This window comes from Pseudomonas sp. 6D_7.1_Bac1 (assembly GCF_025465945.1).
In the GTDB taxonomy this organism is placed as follows: Bacteria; Pseudomonadota; Gammaproteobacteria; order Pseudomonadales; family Pseudomonadaceae; genus Aquipseudomonas.
Genome location: NZ_JANLNW010000084.1, coordinates 71,762 through 91,776 on the forward strand (window position 1 = coordinate 71,762; position 20,015 = coordinate 91,776).

Consider the following 20,015-nt stretch of genomic DNA (forward strand, 5'->3'; position numbering starts at 1 on the left):
GACGACTATGACTATCCGTATTCTCCTGACTGGTGGAGCCGGCTTTATCGGCTCTGCGGTCGTCCGGCACCTGATCGAAAACACCCGATGCGAAGTGGCCAACCTCGATAAATTGACGTATGCCGGCAATCTTGAGTCTTTGACTGGAGTTGCCGAGTCACCGCGATATCACTTCTTCAATGTCGATATTTGTGACGCTCAGGCGCTGGATCAAGTATTTACCACGTTTCAACCGGATGCGGTGATGCACCTGGCCGCGGAGTCGCACGTCGATCGCTCTATCGACGGCCCCGCCGACTTTATCCAGACCAACATAGTCGGGACCTATACCTTGCTCGAAGCAGCCCGTCGTTACTGGAACGGGCTGTCGGCGCAGGTAAAACAGGCGTTTCGCTTCCACCATATCTCCACCGATGAGGTCTACGGCGACCTGGAAGGCACCGATAACCTGTTCAGTGAAACCACGCCCTATGCGCCCAGTTCACCCTATTCGGCGTCCAAGGCCAGTTCGGACCATCTGGTTCGGGCCTGGCAACGTACGTACGGTCTGCCGGTGTTGGTCACCAATTGTTCGAATAACTACGGTCCCTATCACTTTCCCGAGAAGTTGATTCCCCATGTGATTCTCAATGCCATCCACGGCAGGCCTCTGCCGGTCTATGGCGATGGTTTGCAGATCCGTGACTGGTTGTTTGTAGAAGATCATGCGCGCGCGCTATGCGAGGTGGTGTGCCGGGGCAAGGTCGGCGAAACCTACAACATCGGCGGCCACAATGAGAAAACCAATATCGAGGTCGTGGAAACCCTGTGCGATCTGCTCGAAGAGTTGGCTCCCGACAAACCCGCCGGTGTCGCGCGTTATCGCGAGCTGATTACCTTCGTCAAGGACCGGCCGGGTCACGATCTTCGGTATGCCATCGACGCAGGCAAGATCGAGCGTGAGCTCGGTTGGCGGCCACAGGAAACCTTTGAAAGCGGCATACGCAAAACGGTCCAGTGGTATTTGCACAATCAAGAATGGTGGCAACGGGTACTTAACGGACAGTACCGGCCGGAGCGTCTTGGCCAAACCTCCTGAGGCAGGAAAACACTGCCTCTAAGCTCGCTAGACTTCGAAGGGAATCCCCATATGAAAGGCATAATTCTCGCGGGAGGCTCCGGCACCCGCTTGCATCCCATTACCCGCGGCGTATCCAAACAACTGCTGCCGATCTACGACAAGCCGATGATTTATTACCCGCTGTCGGTACTAATGCTGGCGGGTATTCGGGAGATATTGATTATCTCCACCCCGCAGGATTTGCCCAACTTCAAGAACTTGTTGGGTGATGGCTCCTCTTTCGGTATTGAACTCAGCTATGCCGAGCAGGCCTCCCCGGATGGCCTGGCACAGGCTTTTCTGATCGGCGAGCACTTTATCGGTGACAGCAATGTGGCGCTGATTCTCGGCGATAACATTTTCTACGGTTATGGTTTCAGCGCCTCGTTGCGCGAAGCGTCACAACGACAGACCGGCGCTACCGTCTTTGGTTATCGAGTCAGCGACCCAGAGCGTTTTGGTGTTGTCGAGTTCGACAGCGACGGCAAGGCGGTCTCGATCGAGGAGAAGCCTAAACACCCGAAGTCCAACTATGCGGTTACCGGTTTGTATTTCTACGACAACGACGTGGTGAGCATTGCCAGGCAAGTCAAACCTTCGATTCGTGGCGAACTTGAAATCACTGATGTGAACAACGCTTATCTGCAGCGCGGGGACCTGCACGTCAGCGTGCTGGGGCGTGGTTTTGCCTGGCTGGACACTGGGACTCATGATTCGTTGATGGAGGCCGGGCATTTCGTCCAGACCATTGAAGCGCGCCAGGGCTTGAAAGTGGCCTGTCTTGAGGAAGTGGCCTACCACCAGGGGTGGTTGTCGGCCGAGCAACTGGATAGACAAGCCACTGCGTTATGCAAAACCGGTTACGGCCAGTATCTGGCACAGGTGCTGACCACGGAGCCTGGGAAATGAAGGTGATCAAAACCAGGTTGCCTGGCGTACTGATTATCGAGCCCAAGGTGTTTGGCGATGCCCGTGGGTTCTTTCTCGAGAGTTATCACCAGCAGCGTTATCGCGACGCTGGAATCGAATGGCCTTTCGTGCAGGACAATCACTCGCGCTCCCGGTATGGCGTACTGCGGGGTTTGCATTTTCAGCGGACCCGGCCCCAGGGCAAGTTGGTGCGGGTCACCCGTGGCGCGGTTTACGACGTGGTGGTGGACATCAATCCCGCGTCCGCCACGTGCGGTGAACACGTGGGGGTTGAGCTGACCGCCGATGATCATCTTCAGCTATGGGTCCCGCCGGGATATGCCCACGGATTCTGTGTGCTCAGTGATACGGCCGACTTTCAATACAAATGCACCGATGTGTATGACCCGGAGGACGAGGGTGGCCTTCTCTGGAATGATCCGGAGCTGGACATTGCCTGGCCTCTGAAGTCGCCTCAACTCTCGGAAAAAGACCAGCGCCATCCGCGCTTGCGCACACTGCTGAGCGGGGAATGACCATGCAGGTTCTAGTGACCGGAGCGCAAGGGCAGGTCGGGCGCGAGTTGCTGCAAAGAGTGCCGCCCGGGTTCAGCGTGATGGGTTACGGCTCGGGTGATCTGGATATCAGCGACCCGGCCCAGGTCCAGGAGGTTTTGACCCGGATCAAGCCGCAGTTGTTGATCAACGCGGCGGCCTATACCGCAGTGGACAAGGCTGAGAGCGAGGTCGAGCGGGCCTATGGGGTGAACCGCGATGGCGTTGCGCACCTGGCGCTGGCGGCCGAGGAGCTGGGTATCCCGTTGCTGCATATCTCCACTGACTATGTGTTCAGTGGCGACAGCGACAGTGCCTACAAACCCGGTGATGTCACGGCCCCTTCAGGTGTGTATGGGTTGAGCAAGCTGGCCGGCGAGCAGCAACTGCAGCAACACTGTTCGCGTCATGTGATTCTGCGAACCAGTTGGGTGTTCGGCGCCCATGGCAACAATTTCGTCAAAACCATGCTTCGTCTCGGGCGTGATCGGGATGAGCTGGCCGTGGTCGCGGATCAGCGCGGCTGTCCGACTTCCGCCGGCAGTATTGCCGATACCTTATGGGCGCTCGCGACGATTTTTCAGCGCGACGGCGTGCTCAAGTGGGGCCTGTATCACTACAGTGGTGCTCCCGCCTGCACCTGGTATGAGTTCGCCGATGAGATTTTCAGCCAGGCCCTGGCGCTGGGTTTGCTGGAAAAACGCCCGGGCTTGAAGGCGATTACTACCGCCGAATATCCGACGCCGGCCAAACGACCCGTTTGGTCCGTACTCGATTGCCAAGCCCTTGAGCACGCTCATGGATTGGCACCGCAAAGCTGGACGCGGGAGCTGCAACGGGTGTTGCAGCAGTTGGGAAAAACAGCTCCCGAGGTTTGAACATCCGTGTCACTGCTATTTGAGTGAACACTCAGCCTATCGTTATTAACGGTCTATATTTAACCGTGAATGTTATTGCCAGTCGCTGTTTTAGCTGAAACTTCACGGCGCGCAAAGCCCTTCTGGGGTAATGGCTCGGGAGAATCCTGACGAATAATAACAATAGGCGCGGCGCATGGGCTGACTCGTTAAACTTACGAATGTCAGTACATAAACCTGCTGTTCCATTCCTGGCCCCTTAGTATCAACGCTTATAAAGAGTTGGTGCCGAGAAGGAGTTTGATATGAAGAAACTACTGGTTGTTGGCTTGCTGACTGTCATGAGCAGCGCGGCGCTGGCGGCAGAGCCCCTGACCGTGATTGCCCCGGCGTTGGCTGCCCCTGCGGCGGCGGTCGAAGAACCCCTGGCCTTGAGCACCCCATTGATCGGGGGCGTTACGGTAGGGGGGGGCGTGATGGTCGGAGCGGCCGTTACCGCCGCTGCGGTGGCCGCTGCAAACTCGGGTGGCAGTTCCAATGGCGGAACGCCTGGAACGACGGGGACCACCGGTACTACCGGAACGACGGGCACCCATTGATCCCCTCCGAAGTGTGTTGTTCAAGATCACTCGGAACTTTCCGGGTGGTCTTGTTTTAGACTTGCCCTCGACTAGCGTAGTGCCATTATGATCCGTAGGTTTTCTGCTGTAATGCTGGCAAGTATTAGCTTGCACGGTTGTATGTTTTCCCCTGGCCAACATATGGATACCCGTCAACTGGTGGGTGACGGCTCTGTGGAGAGTAGCCGGGTGGAACTTATTCCCATCACGCCTAAATTGATTGCCATGGATGCCGCTGCGCACGTTCGTGAGTCGGTGCCCTCGGCGTTATTGTCTTATGCGCCGGGTGGTTATCGCGTGGGCGCCAATGACTTATTGTTTATTACAGTCTGGGATCATCCCGAGTTGACGGCGCCTTCGGGGCCGCAACAGCAAATCGATGCCAACGGTCGTCTGGTTCGTCCGGACGGCACGCTGTTTTACCCCTACATCGGCAATGTCCCGGCCGCGGGTAAGACCATCGAAGAGTTGCGAGCCTTTATCGCTCAGCGCCTGTCGCAATTTGTCGAAAGCCCTCAGGTCGATGTCAGCGTATTGCGCTTCGCCAGCCAGACGGTGGTGATTTCCGGCGCGGTGACAAGAGCCGGCCAACAGTCGATCACCACCAATCCGCTGAGCCTGGTGGAAGCCATCGGCGTCGCAGGGGTAGACCCGCTGAATGCGGATCTGTCAGGTCTGACGCTGACCCGCAACGGGCGTGAGTACCGGCTTGATCTGGACACCCTCAATCGCCAGGACTCACAGCTGCACAAGGTCTACCTCAAAGGGGGCGACCAGTTGTACCTGCCGTATAACGACCTCAAGCGGATCTATGTCATGGGTGAGGTCAACCAACCCCGTGCGTTGAGCTTCAAGAGCAAATCGATGAACCTCTCCGATGCCCTGGGCACGGTGGGTGGCTTGAACCAGACCACCTCCAACGGCAATGCGGTGTATGTGATTCGCGGTGCAGACAATCTGGAAACCGAGCCGGCCAAAGTCTTCCAGCTCAATGCTGAATCACCTTCGGCCTTGGTGCTGGCCACCCGTTTCGACCTGCAGCCGCAAGATATCGTCTATGTCGGCCCGGCCGGCGTGACGCGCTGGAACCGTCTGATCAGCCAACTTCTGCCTACGGCCAGTGTCCTCGGGACCGGCGCCAGCTCCGTCAACAACCTCAGCGAAGCTAAAAGCAGATAAGGCTCAACCACGCAGTGAACATTTTGCCTACCAGCGCCTATCTGACGATGGCGCTACTGCTGTGCGGGTGTACTCCTTTGATGCAAGCCTCTTGGGACACGCTTAAAGCGTCTGCTACGGGGCCTGCCTCCATCGAATTGACCCACGCTCAGATCGATGCCGTGCCTTATCCGCAGATCCTGGTCACCACCGCCACCAGCGAGGGGGTGATGGCCATGACTCGTCAGCGTGGCGACCTGGAGTTCTGGGTCGCTTCCGGCAAACAAGTGCTGATGATGCGTGACGGCCTGGTGGTGCGCAGTGTCGGGTTGGGCGTTTCCCTGGACGGCACTCGCTTCAGCGGCGAGTCGCCCTTCAAGCGTGGTCTTCAGCACTTGCCCGACGGCTATACCAGCACTCGCTGGATCGATATCTACGACGGCTACCGTGTCGGCATCGCGGTCAACAGCCGCTTCAGCATCCATGACATCGAAAGCATCCGCATTCTGGACAAGGATTTCGCCTTGCTGCGGATCGATGAGCAGGTGGAGGCGCCCACCCTGAACTTTCACGCCACCAACCACTACTGGGTCGACCCCCGGGACGGTTTCATCCTGCGCAGCGAGCAGCATCTGACGCCTGAGCTCTCCCTGAATATCGTGCAGTTGCGCCCTGATCGGGGAGCCGCCCGGTGAAGTGTTCGAACCTTTTGTTGCTTGGCCTGTTATTGATCGGCCCGGCCGTGGGTCAGGCGGCCGTCACCGTCAGTGGTGATGTCCGCAGCCCCGGAGAATTTGAGGTCAAACCCGGCGCACGTTTGCTGGACGTCATCAGCGCCGCCCAACCCAACGCCGAAAGCTACTGGCTGGGCGCGGCGTGGCTGCACCGCTCATTAGTGGATAAGCAGACCCGGTTGAAGGCCGGAATCCTGTTTGATCTGAAGCTGTTGCAGCGGGTTGCCTTGCTCGATGACAGGCACACGCGAGCGACCTTGAGCGCGCGCCTGTATGAGCAGATCGAGCGGTTGCCGGTCACCGGGCGCCAGGTCGCGGTACTTGATCCGATCGCCCTGGAGGTGGGGTTCGCCCGCAACGCTCTGCTGGATGATGGTGATCGTCTGATTTATCCCGCGCGACCGACCACTGTGGAAGTCTGGGGGGCGGTCGTGCAGCCCTGTCAGGTGCCTTTCAGCGCCATGCAGGAAGCCCGCGACTATGCCCGGCACTGCACGATCCTCAGCGATGCCGAGAGCGATTATCTGTGGCTGATTCAGCCCGACGGCCAGGTACGGCACGTGGGCGTGGCGGCATGGAATCGTGAGGAGGGTGTCGTGCCGGCCCCCGGCAGCAGGATTCTGGTGCCAATCAGAAACGACGATCTCGATTCGCCGACCCCTGAGCTCAATCAACAACTGGCCGAGTTTCTCGCCACTCAACCCCTGGCTGAGGTGGCCCCTTGAAGTTACGTTTTGCTGCTGTATTGCTCCTGCCCTGCGGATTGGCTCATGGCGAACCGCGTTACACCCAGAATGATTTTGGTGGTGTCGGTCTGTTACAGACACCCACCGCGCGCATGGCTCCCGCAGGGGAGTTGAGCGTCACGGCCAGTCGTACCGAGCCTTACTCGCGCTACAGTTTTTCCCTGCAACCGTTCGATTGGCTGGAAGGCTCGTTTCGTTACACCGCGATCACCAACCGCAAGTACGGCACCGAGGCGTTGAGTGGTAATCAGAGCTTCAAAGACAAGGCCATCGACGTCAAGGCACGGCTTTGGGAAGAAAGTCACTGGGCGCCGCAGCTCGCATTCGGTGCGCGGGACATCGGTGGTACCGGGCTGTTTTCCAGCGAATATTTCGTCGCTAACAAGCGCTATGCCGACCTGGATTTCAGCCTCGGCATTGCCTGGGGTTATCTGGGGGATCGAGGGGATTTCAGCAACCCGCTGACGGTGTTCGGCAGCCAGTTCAATGACCGCCCGCAAAGCACTGCAGCGGTCGCCAGGGCAGGCGGGGTGAACTCCAATGCTTATTTCAAGGGTCGCCCATCGTTGTTTGGTGGGGTTGCCTATCAGACGCCGTGGGAGCCGCTGAGCCTGAAAGTCGAGTACGAGGGTAACGACTACCGGAACGAGCCTCTCCACAACCTGATCAAGCAAGACCTGCCGATCAATATCGGCGTGGTCTACAAGCTGGCCGACAGCGTCGATCTGAGTGCCGCCTGGGAGCGTGGCAACACCGCGATGTTTGGCATCACCCTGCACACCAACTTCGTCAGCCGCAAGGCGCCGGCCAAGACCTACGACCCTCCTGCCGAGCCACTACCGGCGCAGGCGCCGTCGATCCCGGCCGATCAGGTCAACTGGGCCAATGTCTCCAACCGGTTGCAGCAAAATGCCGGCTACAAGGTCAAGCGCATCACCCAGCGCGGTTCGGAGCTGATGGTGTATGGCGAGCAGTCCCGCTACTTTTACCCGGCCAAGGCCGTGGGGCGGGCCAGCCGGATTCTCGATAACAGCGTCAATCAGGATATCGACTGGTTCACCTTGGTGGACCAGCGTTACGACATGTCGATAGAGGAAACCAGCCTGCCCCGCAAAACGTTCCGCGCGGTGGTGAACAACGAGCAGCCGCTGACGGATCTGCACCGCTCGACCGAAATCAATCCGGCGGTTGCGCACCGGGAAACCACGCTCTACACCCAGGCGCTGGATCCCTTCAGCTATGGCTTTGGCCTGGGTTACAAACAGAACATCGGCGGCCCTGATGGCCTGCTTTATCAGTTCACCGCCGATGCCGACGCGGAGTACCTTTTCACCCGCAATACCTGGTGGAATGGCCTGCTCAGTGCCAACCTGTTGAACAACTATGACAAGTTCACCTACGACGCGCCGAGCGGATTGCCCAGGGTGCGGACCGATCTGCGCAAATACCTGACCACCTCCGATGTGACGATGCCGACGTTCCAGCTCAACCATGCGGTGCAGCTGGATCGGGACCTGTATGGCATGGTCTACGGCGGCTACCTGGAATCGATGTTTGCCGGGGTCGGCAGCGAAGTGCTGTATCGGCCCATGGGGCAACGCTGGTCGGTGGGCGCCGATCTGAACTTCGTGCGTCAGCGTGATTTTGATCAGGGTTTTGGTCTGCGTGATTACCGGACCGTGACGGGCCATGTCACCGGCTATACCGAGCTGCCCAATGACCTGCACGCGGCGGTCAGTGTCGGGCGTTATCTGGCACGGGACTGGGGCACCACCGTCGACTTGTCGCGGACGTTCAATAATGGCGTGAAGTTTGGCGCCTGGGTCACTCTGACCACCGCCTCGAAAGAACAATACGGTGAGGGCAGCTTCGACAAGGGGATCTATATTTCCATCCCGTTCGACGAGCTGATGAGTACTTCGACCCTGCGCCGGGCCAATATCGTCTGGGCGCCGCTGACCCGGGACGGCGGCGCGCGCCTGGGCCGTGCTTACTCGCTGCAGACCATGACCGACGGGCGTGACAGCGAGCTGTTCTACAACAACTTCGAGAAAGTTACCGAATGATGGCGCGACTCAAGTGTTTGGCCGAGTTGCCATTTCGCGGCTTCGAGGAAGTGTGAGGGCGGGGTGAGGTCGTTACCTCACACCAGCCCTATGCATTGCCAGTGAGCGACGCCGGGTGCGTCGGTGCGAATGAAGGTGATGGTACTGCCCGGGGCAAGCACTTTATAAGGCCCCAGACTGCCCAGTGCGAGGTTGCCTGCGGAGGTGAATCTCACCGGGTTGGAGGTCACCAGCAGGGTCAAGGTTTCCCCCGGCATGTGATAGCCGTTGATCGTCTCTATCGTCAGGCCCGGGCCAAACTCGACGTTGAGGAAGGTATGGGCCTTGACCTCAAGCTGGCGCCCGGAATTGAACGACACCGTGGAGTGGACGCCGCTGGTGCCGACACCGGCCTTGGACGGTGAGTCGAGCCTGACCCCGCTATGGTTACTGCCGACCACCAGGTTCGAAATGCTCCCCGCAACGATGGGGGAGCGGATCGACGCCATGCAGTTTTTGCCGCACTCCAGGCCGGTGATGACATTGGCGAAGCGCGGCGCGATCAACTCCAGCCCGACCGATGAGTTGTTTTGCCGGACCGCGGTTTTGACCGTTTCAAACCACGGCGCAATCATCACGATGTTTTCGCAGCGGTCGATCTCGATGCCGACGCTGGCGCGCTGAAAGCTGGGGTTGGTGAAGGTTATGTTGTTGGGTCTTATGTCATGGGCGGGATCGAACCTGCCGATATAGGAGCCCACGCCTACAGGCCCCAGGCCATACACACCATCGAATCGACACTCGTCGAATTCGATATGTTCGCACTGCCCCATCAACACCAGGCTCCGTGCCGTCGCCACGGGTCGTTCAACGAGTACATGAGCAACCTGGCCGAACTGCACAGGCGCCTGAGTATCCTTATAACCCCCCACCAGCCGTAGGCCGTCGCCGGCAAAACCTTTGACGAACAGGCGGCGCAGCTCGAAATCCCACAAACCGCCATCGCGGCCCGAAACCACGCCCTCCAGGCTGATGCCATCCTGCAAGGGGTTATGCACGTGGTCACCGGCCAGGGTAAACCCCTCCAGCAACACGCCCCTGATTTTGCCCGCGGGCATGCGGATAAATTTCCGCTCTGCGGAGGGCAAGGCTCTGATTACCGTGCCGCTCCAGTTGTTGGTACCCAGCCGACCGGCGATATGCCCCTTGCCGATGGCGCGAGTACCGTCTACCAGCTCGATGTATTCGGCATTGAGCACCCCGTCCGGCAGCTCGATTTCATACCCCGAGGCCAAGGCTCGATTGATCGCAGCCGTGTGATTGAGCCGCGAGCCTCCTGAGGTCACATCGTCTTGCTCTGCTTTGGCCATGAAGTCGAACAGGCTGTGACGCTCCCTGAGCTTATCGCCGACGGTGCGCGATTGAGTGCCTGTCCCCGATTGCAGAAACCCCACCATGTTCGGGCCTGTATCGGGGTCGGTAGCGTTGGCCAGGTTGCGCTGGATCATCTGCCCATCGGCATTCGGGACGTACCACACTGCGCCGTTATAGACCTTCTTGAGCCTGTCCAGGGTGTTGAAGTATTCATCGCCGCTCTGCAGGGGGCTGCCATCTGCCCGGACCGTGGGGTCAGCGGCCTCTCGGCGAGCATTCGAGTCGGCTATCACCTTGACCTGGGCCAACACCTGATCGGTATCGGCTTTCCATTTGCTCAGCGTCGGGAGCGGGCCAGACTCGGTGGGGATGCTTTCATCAGCCCCGCCATGCACAAAACGGTGCTGTAACTTGGAGGCGGCATCCGAGCGCTGGGCAGCCTGAGCGATCAGCGCGGTATTGGCCATGAGTGTTTCCAGGGTGGGATCGGTCGCCATCAGTGTTTCGCCAGGCTCAAGGGAGCCACAATGTGCATGCTGTTGAACAGTTGCTCGCACGCTGCGTCGACCTGTTCAAGCAGGGGCAGGTCTTGCTGGTGCGGCGTCGGTCGTTTCGATTGCAACAGGGCCAGTTGCCCCAGCGTCAGGCCGGCAACCCCGCAGGCTGTGGCGGTGAGTAGTTGGCGTCGGGTGATAGGGCGCATGGTTCACCTGAAATGGGATGGGCCGTGGGACGCTCCGGGCGACTGCCCGGATTGCAACCCTGTTCGCAACAGGCTCAAGCATAGACAGGCTATGGGCACGGGCTAATAGATGTCCTTGGAAAAGAGCGTGAAGGGGGTCTTGATCAGGATCTTTATATCGAGCCACAACGACCAGTTGTTGATGTAGTTGAGATCGATCTCTACGCGCTTTTGCATCTTGTCGAGGGTTTCGGTTTCGCCACGGCAGCCACTGATCTGGGCCAGCCCGGTAATACCCGGCTTGATCCGATGGCGGGCCATGTAGGCGCGGATCTTGCCCGTGTAGTAGTCGTTATGGGCGATGGCATGCGGCCGAGGCCCGACCAGCGCCATATGGCCTTGCAGCACATTGAAGAACTGCGGCAGTTCATCGATGGACGTGCGTCGTATAAAACGGCCGATCGGTGTAATGCGCGGGTCTTGACGGCCGGCCTGCTGGACCTGATGGTCGTCGTGCAGGCGCATGGAGCGGAATTTCCAGACCTTGATGATCTTGCCGTTCCAGCCGTGCCGCTCCTGTTTGAAGATGATCGGCCCCGGGGAGGAGACCTTCACCGCGACGGCGATCACCAGAAGCAACGGGCTGAAGCCGATGATTGCCAGGGCGGCCAGGCTTCTGTCGAGCAAGGTCTTGCTCAGCGCCGCCGTAGGGTAGCTGGTCAATGGGCTTTCATTGAGGTGGATGGCGGGCAGGCCATCCAGTTCGCTGACGGAGTGATTGAGCAAGGTCATGCTGCCCAGGTCGGGAACCCAGACCACATCCACATTCGAGTCGAGAAGATCGATGTACAGCGCTTCGACCTGTTTGGCTTCACTCAAGGACAGTGCGATGTACAGCCGCCGGATATCGTGAGCCCGGATCAGCTCGCGCAGCTCCTGCAACGGGCCAACGATCCTGTGGGCGCTGATGCTGGTAGACAGCTCGTTGGGGCTGGAACTGATCAGGCCAACCAGCGGCGGATATTCGGTCTTGGCCAGTGTGTCTGCCAGCTTCACCGCCAGTCGGTCGGTGCCGATGATCAGGGTGTTGTACTGGCTGTGCATTTGCCGATGGTAGTGTCTGGAAAAACCATGCAGGGGCAGGTACAGCAAGGCCTGCAGGCAATAACCGGCCACGGCCCAGATCAGGATGATTTCCCGGGAGAACAATTCGCCGGTCTTGCTCAGAAAACCGATACTGGTCAGCCCCGCCAGCGTCAGCAACCAACCCAGCAGCAGGCGTCCCAGGCCGGTGAGGTAACCGTGCCGTTTGTGATAGACCTGCAGCAAGGAGTAGGAAGGGACCGACCCCAGAAAAGTAAGCACCGCCAGCACACGATAACGGGCGTCGACTTCTCCGGTCTGGTACAGCGCCAGAGCAAATAACAATGCATTGACCGAAGTGATGGCAATTGCCCATTGCCCCCAGAACGTAAGTCCTTTGGTTATGCTGTTCCGATTAATACGATTATGTACCATCGCGGTATTCCTCGGGCGTGCGCCACGTTGTGTATCAGTCGACGGTTGATAAATGGCAGCCACGCGCAAAGTCTTGGGTCGTGCGATTTCATCAGGCATTGTTTTTATGATTGATGTTGAGAATCGGCGGGCTAATGACTGGCCATAGGGGGTGTGTTTTTATAAAGGTGTCGGCTGATACGGTTGTCTCAGAGTCCGGTTTTTATACTAGTGCCTTAATCTTTGTGGGTGTCTGACGAATTATAACGGCCACGCTGTTGTGGGCGCTGTTATAAAAGGTCGTGCTCTTGGGCTAGGAGCACATAGCCAGGTTATCTATATAATTGCCGTATTCCGACAGGCGCTTGTCGAGTGCAAGAGGGAGGAGGCTGGACAGAAACTGTGGCGTGGATGATGGACGAGAAGTGGAAAGCAGGAACAATAGCGCGAAGAGGAGGGTGGTTCAGCGATGGTTGTGTGCCTGGAGGGGGCTGGGGCTCGCATTTATTGTTATTATTTTTGCGAGCTCAATCAGTAAGCGACTCTTATCCTTTGGGCCAGGCAATAACCGCGGTTTCTCACTGAGCGAACAAGGCGCTCTCCATTGGCCGCGCCCTTGAATTTTTTCTGCAGCCTGCTCAAACACATCTCAAGACCGCTGTAACGTTCCGGGTCCTTATCAATGCGCAGGATCAGATCTGTCTTGCTGAGTACTCGTCGATCGCTGATGACCAACTGTGTGAGCATCAACGATTCGGTACCGGTCAACAGGATGGTTGTATCTTCCTTGATCAGGGTTCGCTCATCCGCGTTAAACCACCAGATCTCGGAATTGCCTTGCGACTCTTTAACTCGACTTACCGCCGAGATGAACTCTTCATCGGCCACTGGCTTCTTGATAAAGCCATCAATCCCGAAATGCGAGAAGTGATGGAGTTCCGAGTGCTCCGAGTTGGGCGTTATGAGTATGATCTCTGCATCTTTTTGATTCCTGCGGATAAAGCTGACATCACTCAGCGATATGTCCGCCTGGTCGAGCAGGATGTGCGTGAAGCGATTCTTTTTGATTCGCTCGCAGCTGAGTTTGCCGGACTCGATTTCAAAAGATAAATACAGCCGTTGTGCGAGAAGCGACTCTATTGCTTGTCGTGCCAGTTGGTCTCGGGTGAAAATTAAAAAATTATTGTTGGACGTATTCATAATTAGGTTCCTTCCTGGGCGGGTGAAACTTTTGAGAACTTAAATAACCTCGGTCGGTGAGTAGTACCTCCCCTGGAAAAAATCGAAGGGCATGCTGCGAGCCAGCGTGTGTAGCGCTTTGTGCTCCACTCGGTCCGCTATGAACTTGATCTTGCTGTCATGGCTCATGCGGCTCAGGGTGTCGTAGGACCGATTGAAAAAGTCCTGGCTGTTTTCGACCATGATGTCGAAGTTGGTGTAGGTCAGATCCACTTTTATATAATCAAACAATGCCAGGCTGATCAGCTTTTCCGCGCGGTTGTCGCTGAAGTCATAACCCGCGAAAGCGACCTCGATCCCGTTGTCTTTTAATAGGTGGATGTGACTGATAATGGTTCTTTTTTCTTTTAGGTTGAACGAGGTAAACGCGCTGCTGTTGATGCTGGGGATCAGCTGTTGCTGATGCTCTTTGAGTATCGCTTGAGCGTTGTTCATTTCCTTGATGAGCGCTTTGTCCAATAAAGAGGATTGGTTCACGGTCACAAACAGCTTGTTTGGAGTGTTTGTGGCGGGGGGCGGTTGGGAAATGGCATTTAACTGAATCCGGGTCAGTACTTCGCGATAGATCGTCAGTGGATGATCGGGATGCAAGGGTTGATACCCCTTGGTCAGGGGGACATTCTGTTGTGTTGCCTTGGCATGAATTTCATTGCCGAACAGCTCGTCGTTTCGTTTGAGAATCGATTGTCTGAAGAAAATCAAAGCGAAGCGTTCTTGATCTATAGGTTGCCTGCTTGATTCCATGGCTCAGTCCCTTTAAGAGTGGAAATGTGTTTGCTTTACAGACACGACCCCTCGGAGCAGTCGATAGCCATAACCGCGAACACTGTGAATTATGTTAATGCCAACGTTTTTTTTTACTTTGTTGCGAAGCCGGCTTATGGACTTTTCCAGGACGCGTGGGTCGTAGAGCTTTATATTTAAACCCATGGATTCAGCCATGCAGTCATGGTGCAGAATATGGCCTTCCGCATTGATAAGCGCATCCAGGGCTTTCATTTCCTGGTAGGCGAGATCGATCTTGTGTTCATTGTTATATAAGTGCAGGCAAGTTTGATCCAGGGTTAACGTGGTGGTCGGCTTCCAATCAGTACTTGTGAACAATGTTGACATTAACCTGGTCTTTTCATCCTGATCGTTCGGTACATTGATGCAGTGATCGGCGCCGGCCAGGTAACATTCAATTTTAGCGTGCGGAGAGCGATAATTGATGGCGACAACAATGGTCGGTTTTACATGTGCTGCACGTAATTTTTTAATCAGTTCCAGGCTGTCATCAAGCGTCGATGGGCTTTCAATTTCTATGAGTATTGCATCGAGAGTCTGAGTGTCGATATCAAGTTCTAGAGGGGTGGGATGGTCTAATATATATACAGGTGTGAAGTGTGGTATGAATAGCTGCCTTAGTTTCTCTGATGTGCGCCAGGTGCGCCCAATAGCGAGAATACCCCTCTGATTGTTTTCGATCTTGCTCTCAGTGTTCATCGTGAAAATTACTCATATGTGCTGGCGTTGCAATCTTAATACACAAAATCCTGAAGTTATCTGACGTTTTATAACATTTCCCTGTCTTGAACAGGCGTGCCAATTGACCATTTCATCGCGAGTGCTGTCAGTTGATTCAATGACATAGCCAACTGCCGGGGCTTAATTTCAGTTGCTTTTGTCATGTCGGACTTAGTTGGTTCGCACCTTTCAGCGAGATTAGGCTCTTCGGTTGACATTTTCCTATGTTGCACTAGATGGGCAATAGAGTGACCCCTCGGATCAGGCTACAGAACGAGGCACTACTGACAAGTTTTGAGTATGAATTGCGAAGAGGTACGCATTTTTGAGTGTTTGTGTTGACTTATAAGGATATTTCACTGCGTGCTATGGGCAATACGGGTGCGCGCTCGGGGCGCTATATTAATGGGCTTCTATTATATTTGTAACATTATATGTCAAAAGCGGGATCTATGAACTTGAAGTTGTTCCGCTTGGTTATCGAATGAAACCCCAAGGGTTGATACTAAAACGCCATTATTTTTATTGTTCTTAGTGTCTAAGCTACTGCCATGAGCAATGCCTGCGAAAGAGTGCGGGCTTGCTTGAGACCGCCGGGTTTCTGGATCTGATCGCCCACCCCCGTCAGCGCTGCAAATGGCAGCCATAAAAAACCCGGCCAAGGGGCCGGGGCGGAAGACGTAAGGCTATGTATCAGTCTTGCTTGGCAGGCTTGACCAACCGTTGGTCCAGTTCACGGCATGCGCTCTGGATCATCTCTTCAGTGATCGGCACTTCGCGCCCTTGGGCGTCAATAATGGCGCAGCCCAGAGACTGGTCTGGCTGGGTGCGGATCACTTGAATCTTGTCATCGCTGCTGTGTTGCAAGGACATGGCCTGTCTCCTCATCAGGTTGTGCGTTTACTCTAGGACCACCAAGTGACCAAGCTGTGACAACTCCCTACAGGCTGACAAGGCGGTCATACCAGTCCACCAGAAATAACCTCGGACTTCTAGCCGGACTTTAGACCAATAACATCTAGGCTCTATTGTCAGAGGTCATATTTAACCTGACTCATTGTGATTTGCGTACGTTCCGGTGGATCGACCGGTGTAGGCTTGGCCGGGTTGATCCCTTCAGTTTTCGCTTTCGGATGATCCTGATGCTTTCTGCTCGTCACCGCCGCGCGATTCGCTTGGCCAGTCGTTTTGTCGCGCCTTATCGTTGGCAGGCATTGGGTGCCTTGCTGGCGCTGGTCGTCACTGCCGGTATCACCTTGTCCATGGGGCAGGGCATTCGCCTGTTGGTGGACCAGGGCTTCATGACCCAGTCACCGCAATTACTCAATCAGTCCATTGGCGTGTTCATGTTGCTGGTGCTGGGCCTGGCCATCGGCACTTTTATGCGTTTTTACCTGGTGTCGTGGATCGGCGAGCGCTGCGTGGCCGATATCCGACAGCAGGTGTTCAATCATTTGATTTACCTGCACCCAGGCTTCTACGAGAACAACCGCAGTTCCGAGATCCAGTCGCGCCTGACTGCCGACACCACACTGCTGCAATCGGTGATCGGCTCGTCGCTGTCGCTGTTCCTGCGCAATCTGCTGATGGTTATCGGCGGGATCGTGCTGCTGTTTATCACCAATCCCAAGCTCACCAGTATTGTGGTGGTGACGCTGCCGCTGGTGATCGCACCGATCCTGATCTTCGGGCGTCGGGTACGTAGCCTGTCGCGTTTGAGTCAGGACCGGATCGCCGATATCGGCAGTTATGTGTCGGAGTCCCTCGGCCAGATCAAAACCGTGCAGGCCTACAACCATCAGGTGCAAGACGAACAGCGCTTCGCCGTCACCGTGGAGGAGGCTTTCGATACCGCACGCAGACGTATCATCCAGCGCGCCTGGTTGATTACTCTGGTGATCATGCTGGTGCTGGGGGCGGTCGCGGTAATGCTCTGGGTGGGCGGCATGGACGTGATTGCCGGGCGCATTTCCGCGGGCGGGCTGGCGGCGTTCGTGTTCTACAGCCTGATCGTCGGCAGCGCCTTCGGCACCTTGAGCGAAGTGATTGGTGAGCTGCAACGGGCCGCCGGTGCGGCCGAGCGGATTGCCGAGTTGCTGCGTTCGGAAAACATCATCCAGCCACCGACCGTTGGGTTGGTGACATTGCCTGACCGAGTGCGCGGCGAACTGCTGCTTGAAGATCTGCGTTTTTCCTACCCTTCACGGCCCGAAAGCTACGCGGTCGATGGCTTGAGTCTCGCGATCAAGGCCGGCGAAACCCTTGCGCTGGTCGGGCCTTCGGGTGCTGGCAAGTCGACGGTTTATGACCTGTTGCTGCGCTTTTACGATCCGATAGCAGGTCGCATTCTGCTCGATGGCGTGCCGCTGACCCAGCTTGATCCTTTGGATTTACGCCGTTGTTTCGCGTTGGTGTCGCAAAACCCGGCGCTGTTTTTCGGCAGCATCGAAGAGAATATTCGCTATGGCAAACCCTCGGCGACCCTGGCCCAGGTCCAGGAAGCCGCGAAGATTGCCTACGCCCACGACTTCATCGAAAAAATGCCTGATGGCTACCAGACGCATCTGGGCGACGGCGGCCTTGGACTCTCCGGCGGTCAGCGCCAGCGCCTGGCTATCGCCCGAGCGTTGCTCGTGGATGCACCGATCCTGCTGCTGGACGAAGCCACCAGCGCCCTCGATGCACAGAGCGAACACCTGATTCAGCAAGCGCTACCCAGCCTGATGCAAAACCGCACTACGCTGGTCATCGCCCATCGCCTGGCCACGGTCAAGAACGCCGATCGGATCGCGGTGATGGACCAGGGAAAACTGGTAGCGGTGGGCACACATCACGAACTGATCGCCAGCAATGCGCTGTATGCGCGGTTGGCGGCGTTGCAGTTTGTTGGGGCTGCCGAAGACAGCGATCTTTTTTAAAGGAGACGACCCGGTAACCGACTAAGTAAGCCGCCAAAAAAATGCCCGCATCTTTCAATGCGGGCATTTTTGTCAGTGCTTACAAATCGTCGAAATACCGCTCATGCCAATCCACCAGCGGTTGCGGCGAGTTGAGCTTCTGGCCGTAGATCACCGAGTAGGACAGCACGTTCTGTACGTACTGGCGGGTTTCGTCGAACGGGATGCTTTCCACCCAGACATCGAAGCCCAAATGGTTGGCACCGCTTAGCCACTGGCGAACACGGCCGGGACCGGCGTTGTAGGCGGCGGTGGCAAGGACCCGGTTGCCGTTGAACTGGCTGTGGACCTGACTCAGGTAGGCAGCGCCGAGCTGGATATTCTTGTCCGGGTCCAGCACTTGCGCCGGCGAGGCCAGCGGAATGCTGAACTTGCGCGCGGTTTCCTTGGCGGTGCCGGGCATCAACTGCATCAGGCCACTGGCGCCGACGCCGGAGCGGGCGTCGTCCATGAAGGCACTTTCCTGGCGGGTAATGGCAAATACCCAGCTCGAGTGCAGGCCACGAATCTTGGCTTCACGTACCAGGGTTTCGCGGTGAGCCATCGGGAAGCGAATGTCCAGGTCGTCCCAGTATTGCGCCTGACTGATGGTGCGGATCGCCGGGAAATACCACTTCAGATCGTAGGCCAGTTTCGCCTGGGCAACCATTTCGTCACGGCTGAAGTGCCGGCTGACGTAGTACCACTCGCGGCGCCCGTCGACAATCTGCCCGCGAGCATGGAGTTCCAGGGCCCGACGTACGCCCGGCGTATTGCGGACTTTGTTGATCAGCGCCTGGCTCAACACCAGCGGCTTGTTGACCAGTGAATACGGCGATTGCGAGCGGTCAGCGGCAAGGAACCCATAGAAGTCCCGCTCACGCGCGAGGCTCTTGTACAGGGTTTGCGCTTCCGGATTTTGCGGCTGGGCCAGTTCCAGGCTGCGAGCTTTCCAGTAGCGCCAGCGATTGGTAGTAGCCAGATCCTGCGGCAGTCGTCGGGTCAGCTGATAAGCATCGTCCCAACGCGCCAGGCGTAGCAGCAAGCGCAAGCGCCATTCGGAAACGGTGTTGTCGCGCAGCTCCGGGTCGTACTTGGTCATCACGTCGAGGGCGCGGCTGTCGAAGCGTCGGGCCAGCGTCAGGCCGATTTCACGGGCGATGGCGACTTTTTCGTCACGAGAGAAATGCATGCTGCTGGCATAGCTGTCGAGCAGGTCCAGCGCCCGGTCCGGGTCCTGGCGCGCGAAGCGGCGAAGGCCAAGGCTGACAATGTCGGACATGGCTTCATCGGCCGGGATGAAGCGCGAAGGCTGGTCGAGCATTTCAGGTCTTTGCGCGACTTCAACCAATAAGCGCCCGCGTGGTGCCAGGGTGGTCATGTTGTTGATCAGACTGTTGGCCAGCGCATAGTTGCGTGCGTGAGCGGCCAGTTTGACGCGCTCCCAGCGTTTCTGTTCGGTCAATTGGCCCTCGGCGGCCCATTGTGCAAACAAGGTATCGCAGGTTTCAGGCTGGGATTTACCCGTCAGCCAGAGCTTTTCAGCGTTGGCGTAACCTTCGGATTTGAGGTTGTGACTGATCTGATATTGCGCATTGAGGCAGTCAAGCTCGGTGAAATTGAGCTTGGGGTCGTAGTATTTGACGAAGGTCGACCAGTCGCCACGGTCGGCCAGCCAGCGTAACCAGCGCAATTTCATCCAGTTGGCTTGCGGCAGGTCGCCGTGCTCGGCGAGGAATCTTTCAATTTCGTCGTTGCTCGCGGTTTTCAGGCGCGCCGTCAACTCGTCATAGGCCAGATAAGGCTCCAGCGGGTAGTCGCGCAGGTCCTGGCTATAGCGAAAATACGGGCCGGTATCGCCCTTGGCCAAGGCGCGCTTGGCTTCATCGTAATATTGGCGCTGGGTGAACAGGTCCACCGCCTGGGCGGATTGAACGGCAGTGGCAGAAAGAAGCAAACACGATAAAAAGCAGAAAAGGCGACTGCGCATGAGACATCCGGGCAGAGAAATCATGACAAGTGCCAGCAGGTGCCGGCACTGATTGCCTGTAGCTTAGCC

The 20,015-nt window shown here is 57.0% G+C and carries 18 protein-coding genes; 10 read left to right on the forward strand and 8 right to left on the reverse strand.

Annotation, left to right across the window (positions count from 1 at the left end; genetic code table 11):
• Nucleotides 1-7: 7 nt before the first annotated feature.
• From rfbB to NTD87_RS27080, 9 genes are all read left to right on the forward strand, one after another.
• Nucleotides 8-1,078, forward strand: a complete 1,071-nt coding sequence (rfbB, locus tag NTD87_RS27040; RefSeq protein WP_262117229.1) for a dTDP-glucose 4,6-dehydratase — start codon at nucleotides 8-10, stop codon at nucleotides 1,076-1,078.
• Between the two features lie 51 nt (nucleotides 1,079-1,129).
• Entirely contained in the window at nucleotides 1,130-2,008 is an 879-nt protein-coding gene (rfbA, locus tag NTD87_RS27045) for a glucose-1-phosphate thymidylyltransferase RfbA (protein WP_262117230.1), read from the forward strand.
• On the forward strand, nucleotides 2,005-2,544 hold the full coding sequence (gene rfbC, locus NTD87_RS27050; RefSeq protein WP_262117231.1) for a dTDP-4-dehydrorhamnose 3,5-epimerase: 540 nt from the start codon (nucleotides 2,005-2,007) through the stop codon (nucleotides 2,542-2,544). Before rfbA ends, rfbC begins: the two co-directional genes overlap by 4 nt.
• A gap of 2 nt (nucleotides 2,545-2,546) precedes the next feature.
• Nucleotides 2,547-3,440 (forward strand): dTDP-4-dehydrorhamnose reductase, encoded by an 894-nt coding sequence (gene rfbD / locus NTD87_RS27055; protein WP_262117232.1) that lies wholly within the window; start codon nucleotides 2,547-2,549, stop codon nucleotides 3,438-3,440.
• Nucleotides 3,441-3,724: 284 nt separating this feature from the next.
• On the forward strand, nucleotides 3,725-4,018 hold the full coding sequence (locus tag NTD87_RS27060; protein ID WP_262117233.1) for a hypothetical protein: 294 nt from the start codon (nucleotides 3,725-3,727) through the stop codon (nucleotides 4,016-4,018).
• Nucleotides 4,019-4,105: 87 nt separating this feature from the next.
• Nucleotides 4,106-5,218: a polysaccharide biosynthesis/export family protein gene (locus NTD87_RS27065; protein WP_262117234.1), complete on the forward strand. Its 1,113-nt coding sequence runs from the start codon at nucleotides 4,106-4,108 to the stop codon at nucleotides 5,216-5,218.
• A gap of 14 nt (nucleotides 5,219-5,232) precedes the next feature.
• A complete protein-coding gene (locus NTD87_RS27070; protein WP_315975347.1) occupies nucleotides 5,233-5,892 on the forward strand; it encodes a YjbF family lipoprotein in 660 nt (219 codons plus the stop codon).
• Nucleotides 5,889-6,656 carry a capsule biosynthesis GfcC family protein gene (locus NTD87_RS27075; RefSeq protein ID WP_262117236.1) on the forward strand — a complete coding sequence of 256 codons (768 nt, stop codon included), beginning with the start codon at nucleotides 5,889-5,891 and terminating at the stop codon, nucleotides 6,654-6,656. Before NTD87_RS27070 ends, NTD87_RS27075 begins: the two co-directional genes overlap by 4 nt.
• Nucleotides 6,653-8,743, forward strand: a complete 2,091-nt coding sequence (locus NTD87_RS27080) for a YjbH domain-containing protein (RefSeq protein WP_262117237.1) — start codon at nucleotides 6,653-6,655, stop codon at nucleotides 8,741-8,743. Before NTD87_RS27075 ends, NTD87_RS27080 begins: the two co-directional genes overlap by 4 nt.
• A gap of 77 nt (nucleotides 8,744-8,820) precedes the next feature.
• Here the strand turns inward: NTD87_RS27080 and NTD87_RS27085 are convergent, their stop codons facing one another.
• The 7 genes from NTD87_RS27085 to NTD87_RS27115 all read right to left on the reverse strand — a co-directional run bounded on the left by NTD87_RS27085 (nucleotide 8,821) and on the right by NTD87_RS27115 (nucleotide 15,893).
• Entirely contained in the window at nucleotides 8,821-10,593 is a 1,773-nt protein-coding gene (locus NTD87_RS27085) for a hypothetical protein (protein ID WP_262117238.1), read from the reverse strand.
• On the reverse strand, nucleotides 10,593-10,799 hold the full coding sequence (locus tag NTD87_RS27090) for a twin-arginine translocation signal domain-containing protein (protein ID WP_262117239.1): 207 nt from the start codon (nucleotides 10,797-10,799) through the stop codon (nucleotides 10,593-10,595). The genes NTD87_RS27085 and NTD87_RS27090 overlap by 1 nt, the downstream gene beginning before the upstream one ends.
• A 102-nt stretch (nucleotides 10,800-10,901) precedes the next feature.
• Nucleotides 10,902-12,296 carry an undecaprenyl-phosphate glucose phosphotransferase gene (locus NTD87_RS27095; protein WP_262117240.1) on the reverse strand — a complete coding sequence of 465 codons (1,395 nt, stop codon included), beginning with the start codon at nucleotides 12,294-12,296 and terminating at the stop codon, nucleotides 10,902-10,904.
• Between the two features lie 510 nt (nucleotides 12,297-12,806).
• Nucleotides 12,807-13,475: a response regulator gene (locus tag NTD87_RS27100; RefSeq protein WP_262117241.1), complete on the reverse strand. Its 669-nt coding sequence runs from the start codon at nucleotides 13,473-13,475 to the stop codon at nucleotides 12,807-12,809.
• A 39-nt stretch (nucleotides 13,476-13,514) separates the two neighbouring features.
• Nucleotides 13,515-14,258, reverse strand: coding sequence for an EAL domain-containing protein (locus NTD87_RS27105; protein ID WP_262117242.1), 744 nt, complete (start codon nucleotides 14,256-14,258; stop codon nucleotides 13,515-13,517).
• 12 nt (nucleotides 14,259-14,270) lie between these two features.
• On the reverse strand, nucleotides 14,271-14,999 hold the full coding sequence (locus NTD87_RS27110) for a winged helix-turn-helix domain-containing protein (protein ID WP_262117243.1): 729 nt from the start codon (nucleotides 14,997-14,999) through the stop codon (nucleotides 14,271-14,273).
• 714 nt (nucleotides 15,000-15,713) lie between these two features.
• On the reverse strand, nucleotides 15,714-15,893 hold the full coding sequence (locus NTD87_RS27115) for a PA1571 family protein (RefSeq protein WP_262117244.1): 180 nt from the start codon (nucleotides 15,891-15,893) through the stop codon (nucleotides 15,714-15,716).
• 260 nt (nucleotides 15,894-16,153) lie between these two features.
• Between NTD87_RS27115 and NTD87_RS27120 the strand changes: the two genes are divergently transcribed.
• Nucleotides 16,154-17,938: an ABC transporter transmembrane domain-containing protein gene (locus NTD87_RS27120; protein ID WP_262117245.1), complete on the forward strand. Its 1,785-nt coding sequence runs from the start codon at nucleotides 16,154-16,156 to the stop codon at nucleotides 17,936-17,938.
• Nucleotides 17,939-18,017: 79 nt separating this feature from the next.
• Here NTD87_RS27120 and NTD87_RS27125 read toward each other — a convergent pair whose 3' ends face one another.
• Nucleotides 18,018-19,946, reverse strand: coding sequence for a transglycosylase SLT domain-containing protein (locus tag NTD87_RS27125; RefSeq protein WP_262117246.1), 1,929 nt, complete (start codon nucleotides 19,944-19,946; stop codon nucleotides 18,018-18,020).
• Between the last annotated feature and the right edge of the window lie 69 nt (nucleotides 19,947-20,015).

Excerpts from the sequence above, each read along its gene's own strand:
- NTD87_RS27090 (WP_262117239.1), bottom strand. The coding sequence starts at position 10,799 with ATGCGCCCTATCACCCGACGCCAACTACTCACCGCCACAGCCTGCGGG.
- NTD87_RS27120 (WP_262117245.1), top strand. The coding sequence starts at position 16,154 with ATGATCCTGATGCTTTCTGCTCGTCACCGCCGCGCGATTCGCTTGGCC.
- NTD87_RS27100 (WP_262117241.1), bottom strand. The coding sequence starts at position 13,475 with ATGAATACGTCCAACAATAATTTTTTAATTTTCACCCGAGACCAACTG.
- NTD87_RS27085 (WP_262117238.1), bottom strand. The coding sequence starts at position 10,593 with ATGGCGACCGATCCCACCCTGGAAACACTCATGGCCAATACCGCGCTG.
- NTD87_RS27105 (WP_262117242.1), bottom strand. The coding sequence starts at position 14,258 with ATGGAATCAAGCAGGCAACCTATAGATCAAGAACGCTTCGCTTTGATT.
- rfbC (WP_262117231.1), top strand. The coding sequence starts at position 2,005 with ATGAAGGTGATCAAAACCAGGTTGCCTGGCGTACTGATTATCGAGCCC.
- NTD87_RS27095 (WP_262117240.1), bottom strand. The coding sequence starts at position 12,296 with ATGGTACATAATCGTATTAATCGGAACAGCATAACCAAAGGACTTACG.
- NTD87_RS27110 (WP_262117243.1), bottom strand. The coding sequence starts at position 14,999 with ATGAACACTGAGAGCAAGATCGAAAACAATCAGAGGGGTATTCTCGCT.
- NTD87_RS27065 (WP_262117234.1), top strand. The coding sequence starts at position 4,106 with ATGATCCGTAGGTTTTCTGCTGTAATGCTGGCAAGTATTAGCTTGCAC.
- NTD87_RS27115 (WP_262117244.1), bottom strand. The coding sequence starts at position 15,893 with ATGTCCTTGCAACACAGCAGCGATGACAAGATTCAAGTGATCCGCACC.
- rfbB (WP_262117229.1), top strand. The coding sequence starts at position 8 with ATGACTATCCGTATTCTCCTGACTGGTGGAGCCGGCTTTATCGGCTCT.
- NTD87_RS27125 (WP_262117246.1), bottom strand. The coding sequence starts at position 19,946 with ATGCGCAGTCGCCTTTTCTGCTTTTTATCGTGTTTGCTTCTTTCTGCC.
- NTD87_RS27060 (WP_262117233.1), top strand. The coding sequence starts at position 3,725 with ATGAAGAAACTACTGGTTGTTGGCTTGCTGACTGTCATGAGCAGCGCG.
- rfbA (WP_262117230.1), top strand. The coding sequence starts at position 1,130 with ATGAAAGGCATAATTCTCGCGGGAGGCTCCGGCACCCGCTTGCATCCC.
- rfbD (WP_262117232.1), top strand. The coding sequence starts at position 2,547 with ATGCAGGTTCTAGTGACCGGAGCGCAAGGGCAGGTCGGGCGCGAGTTG.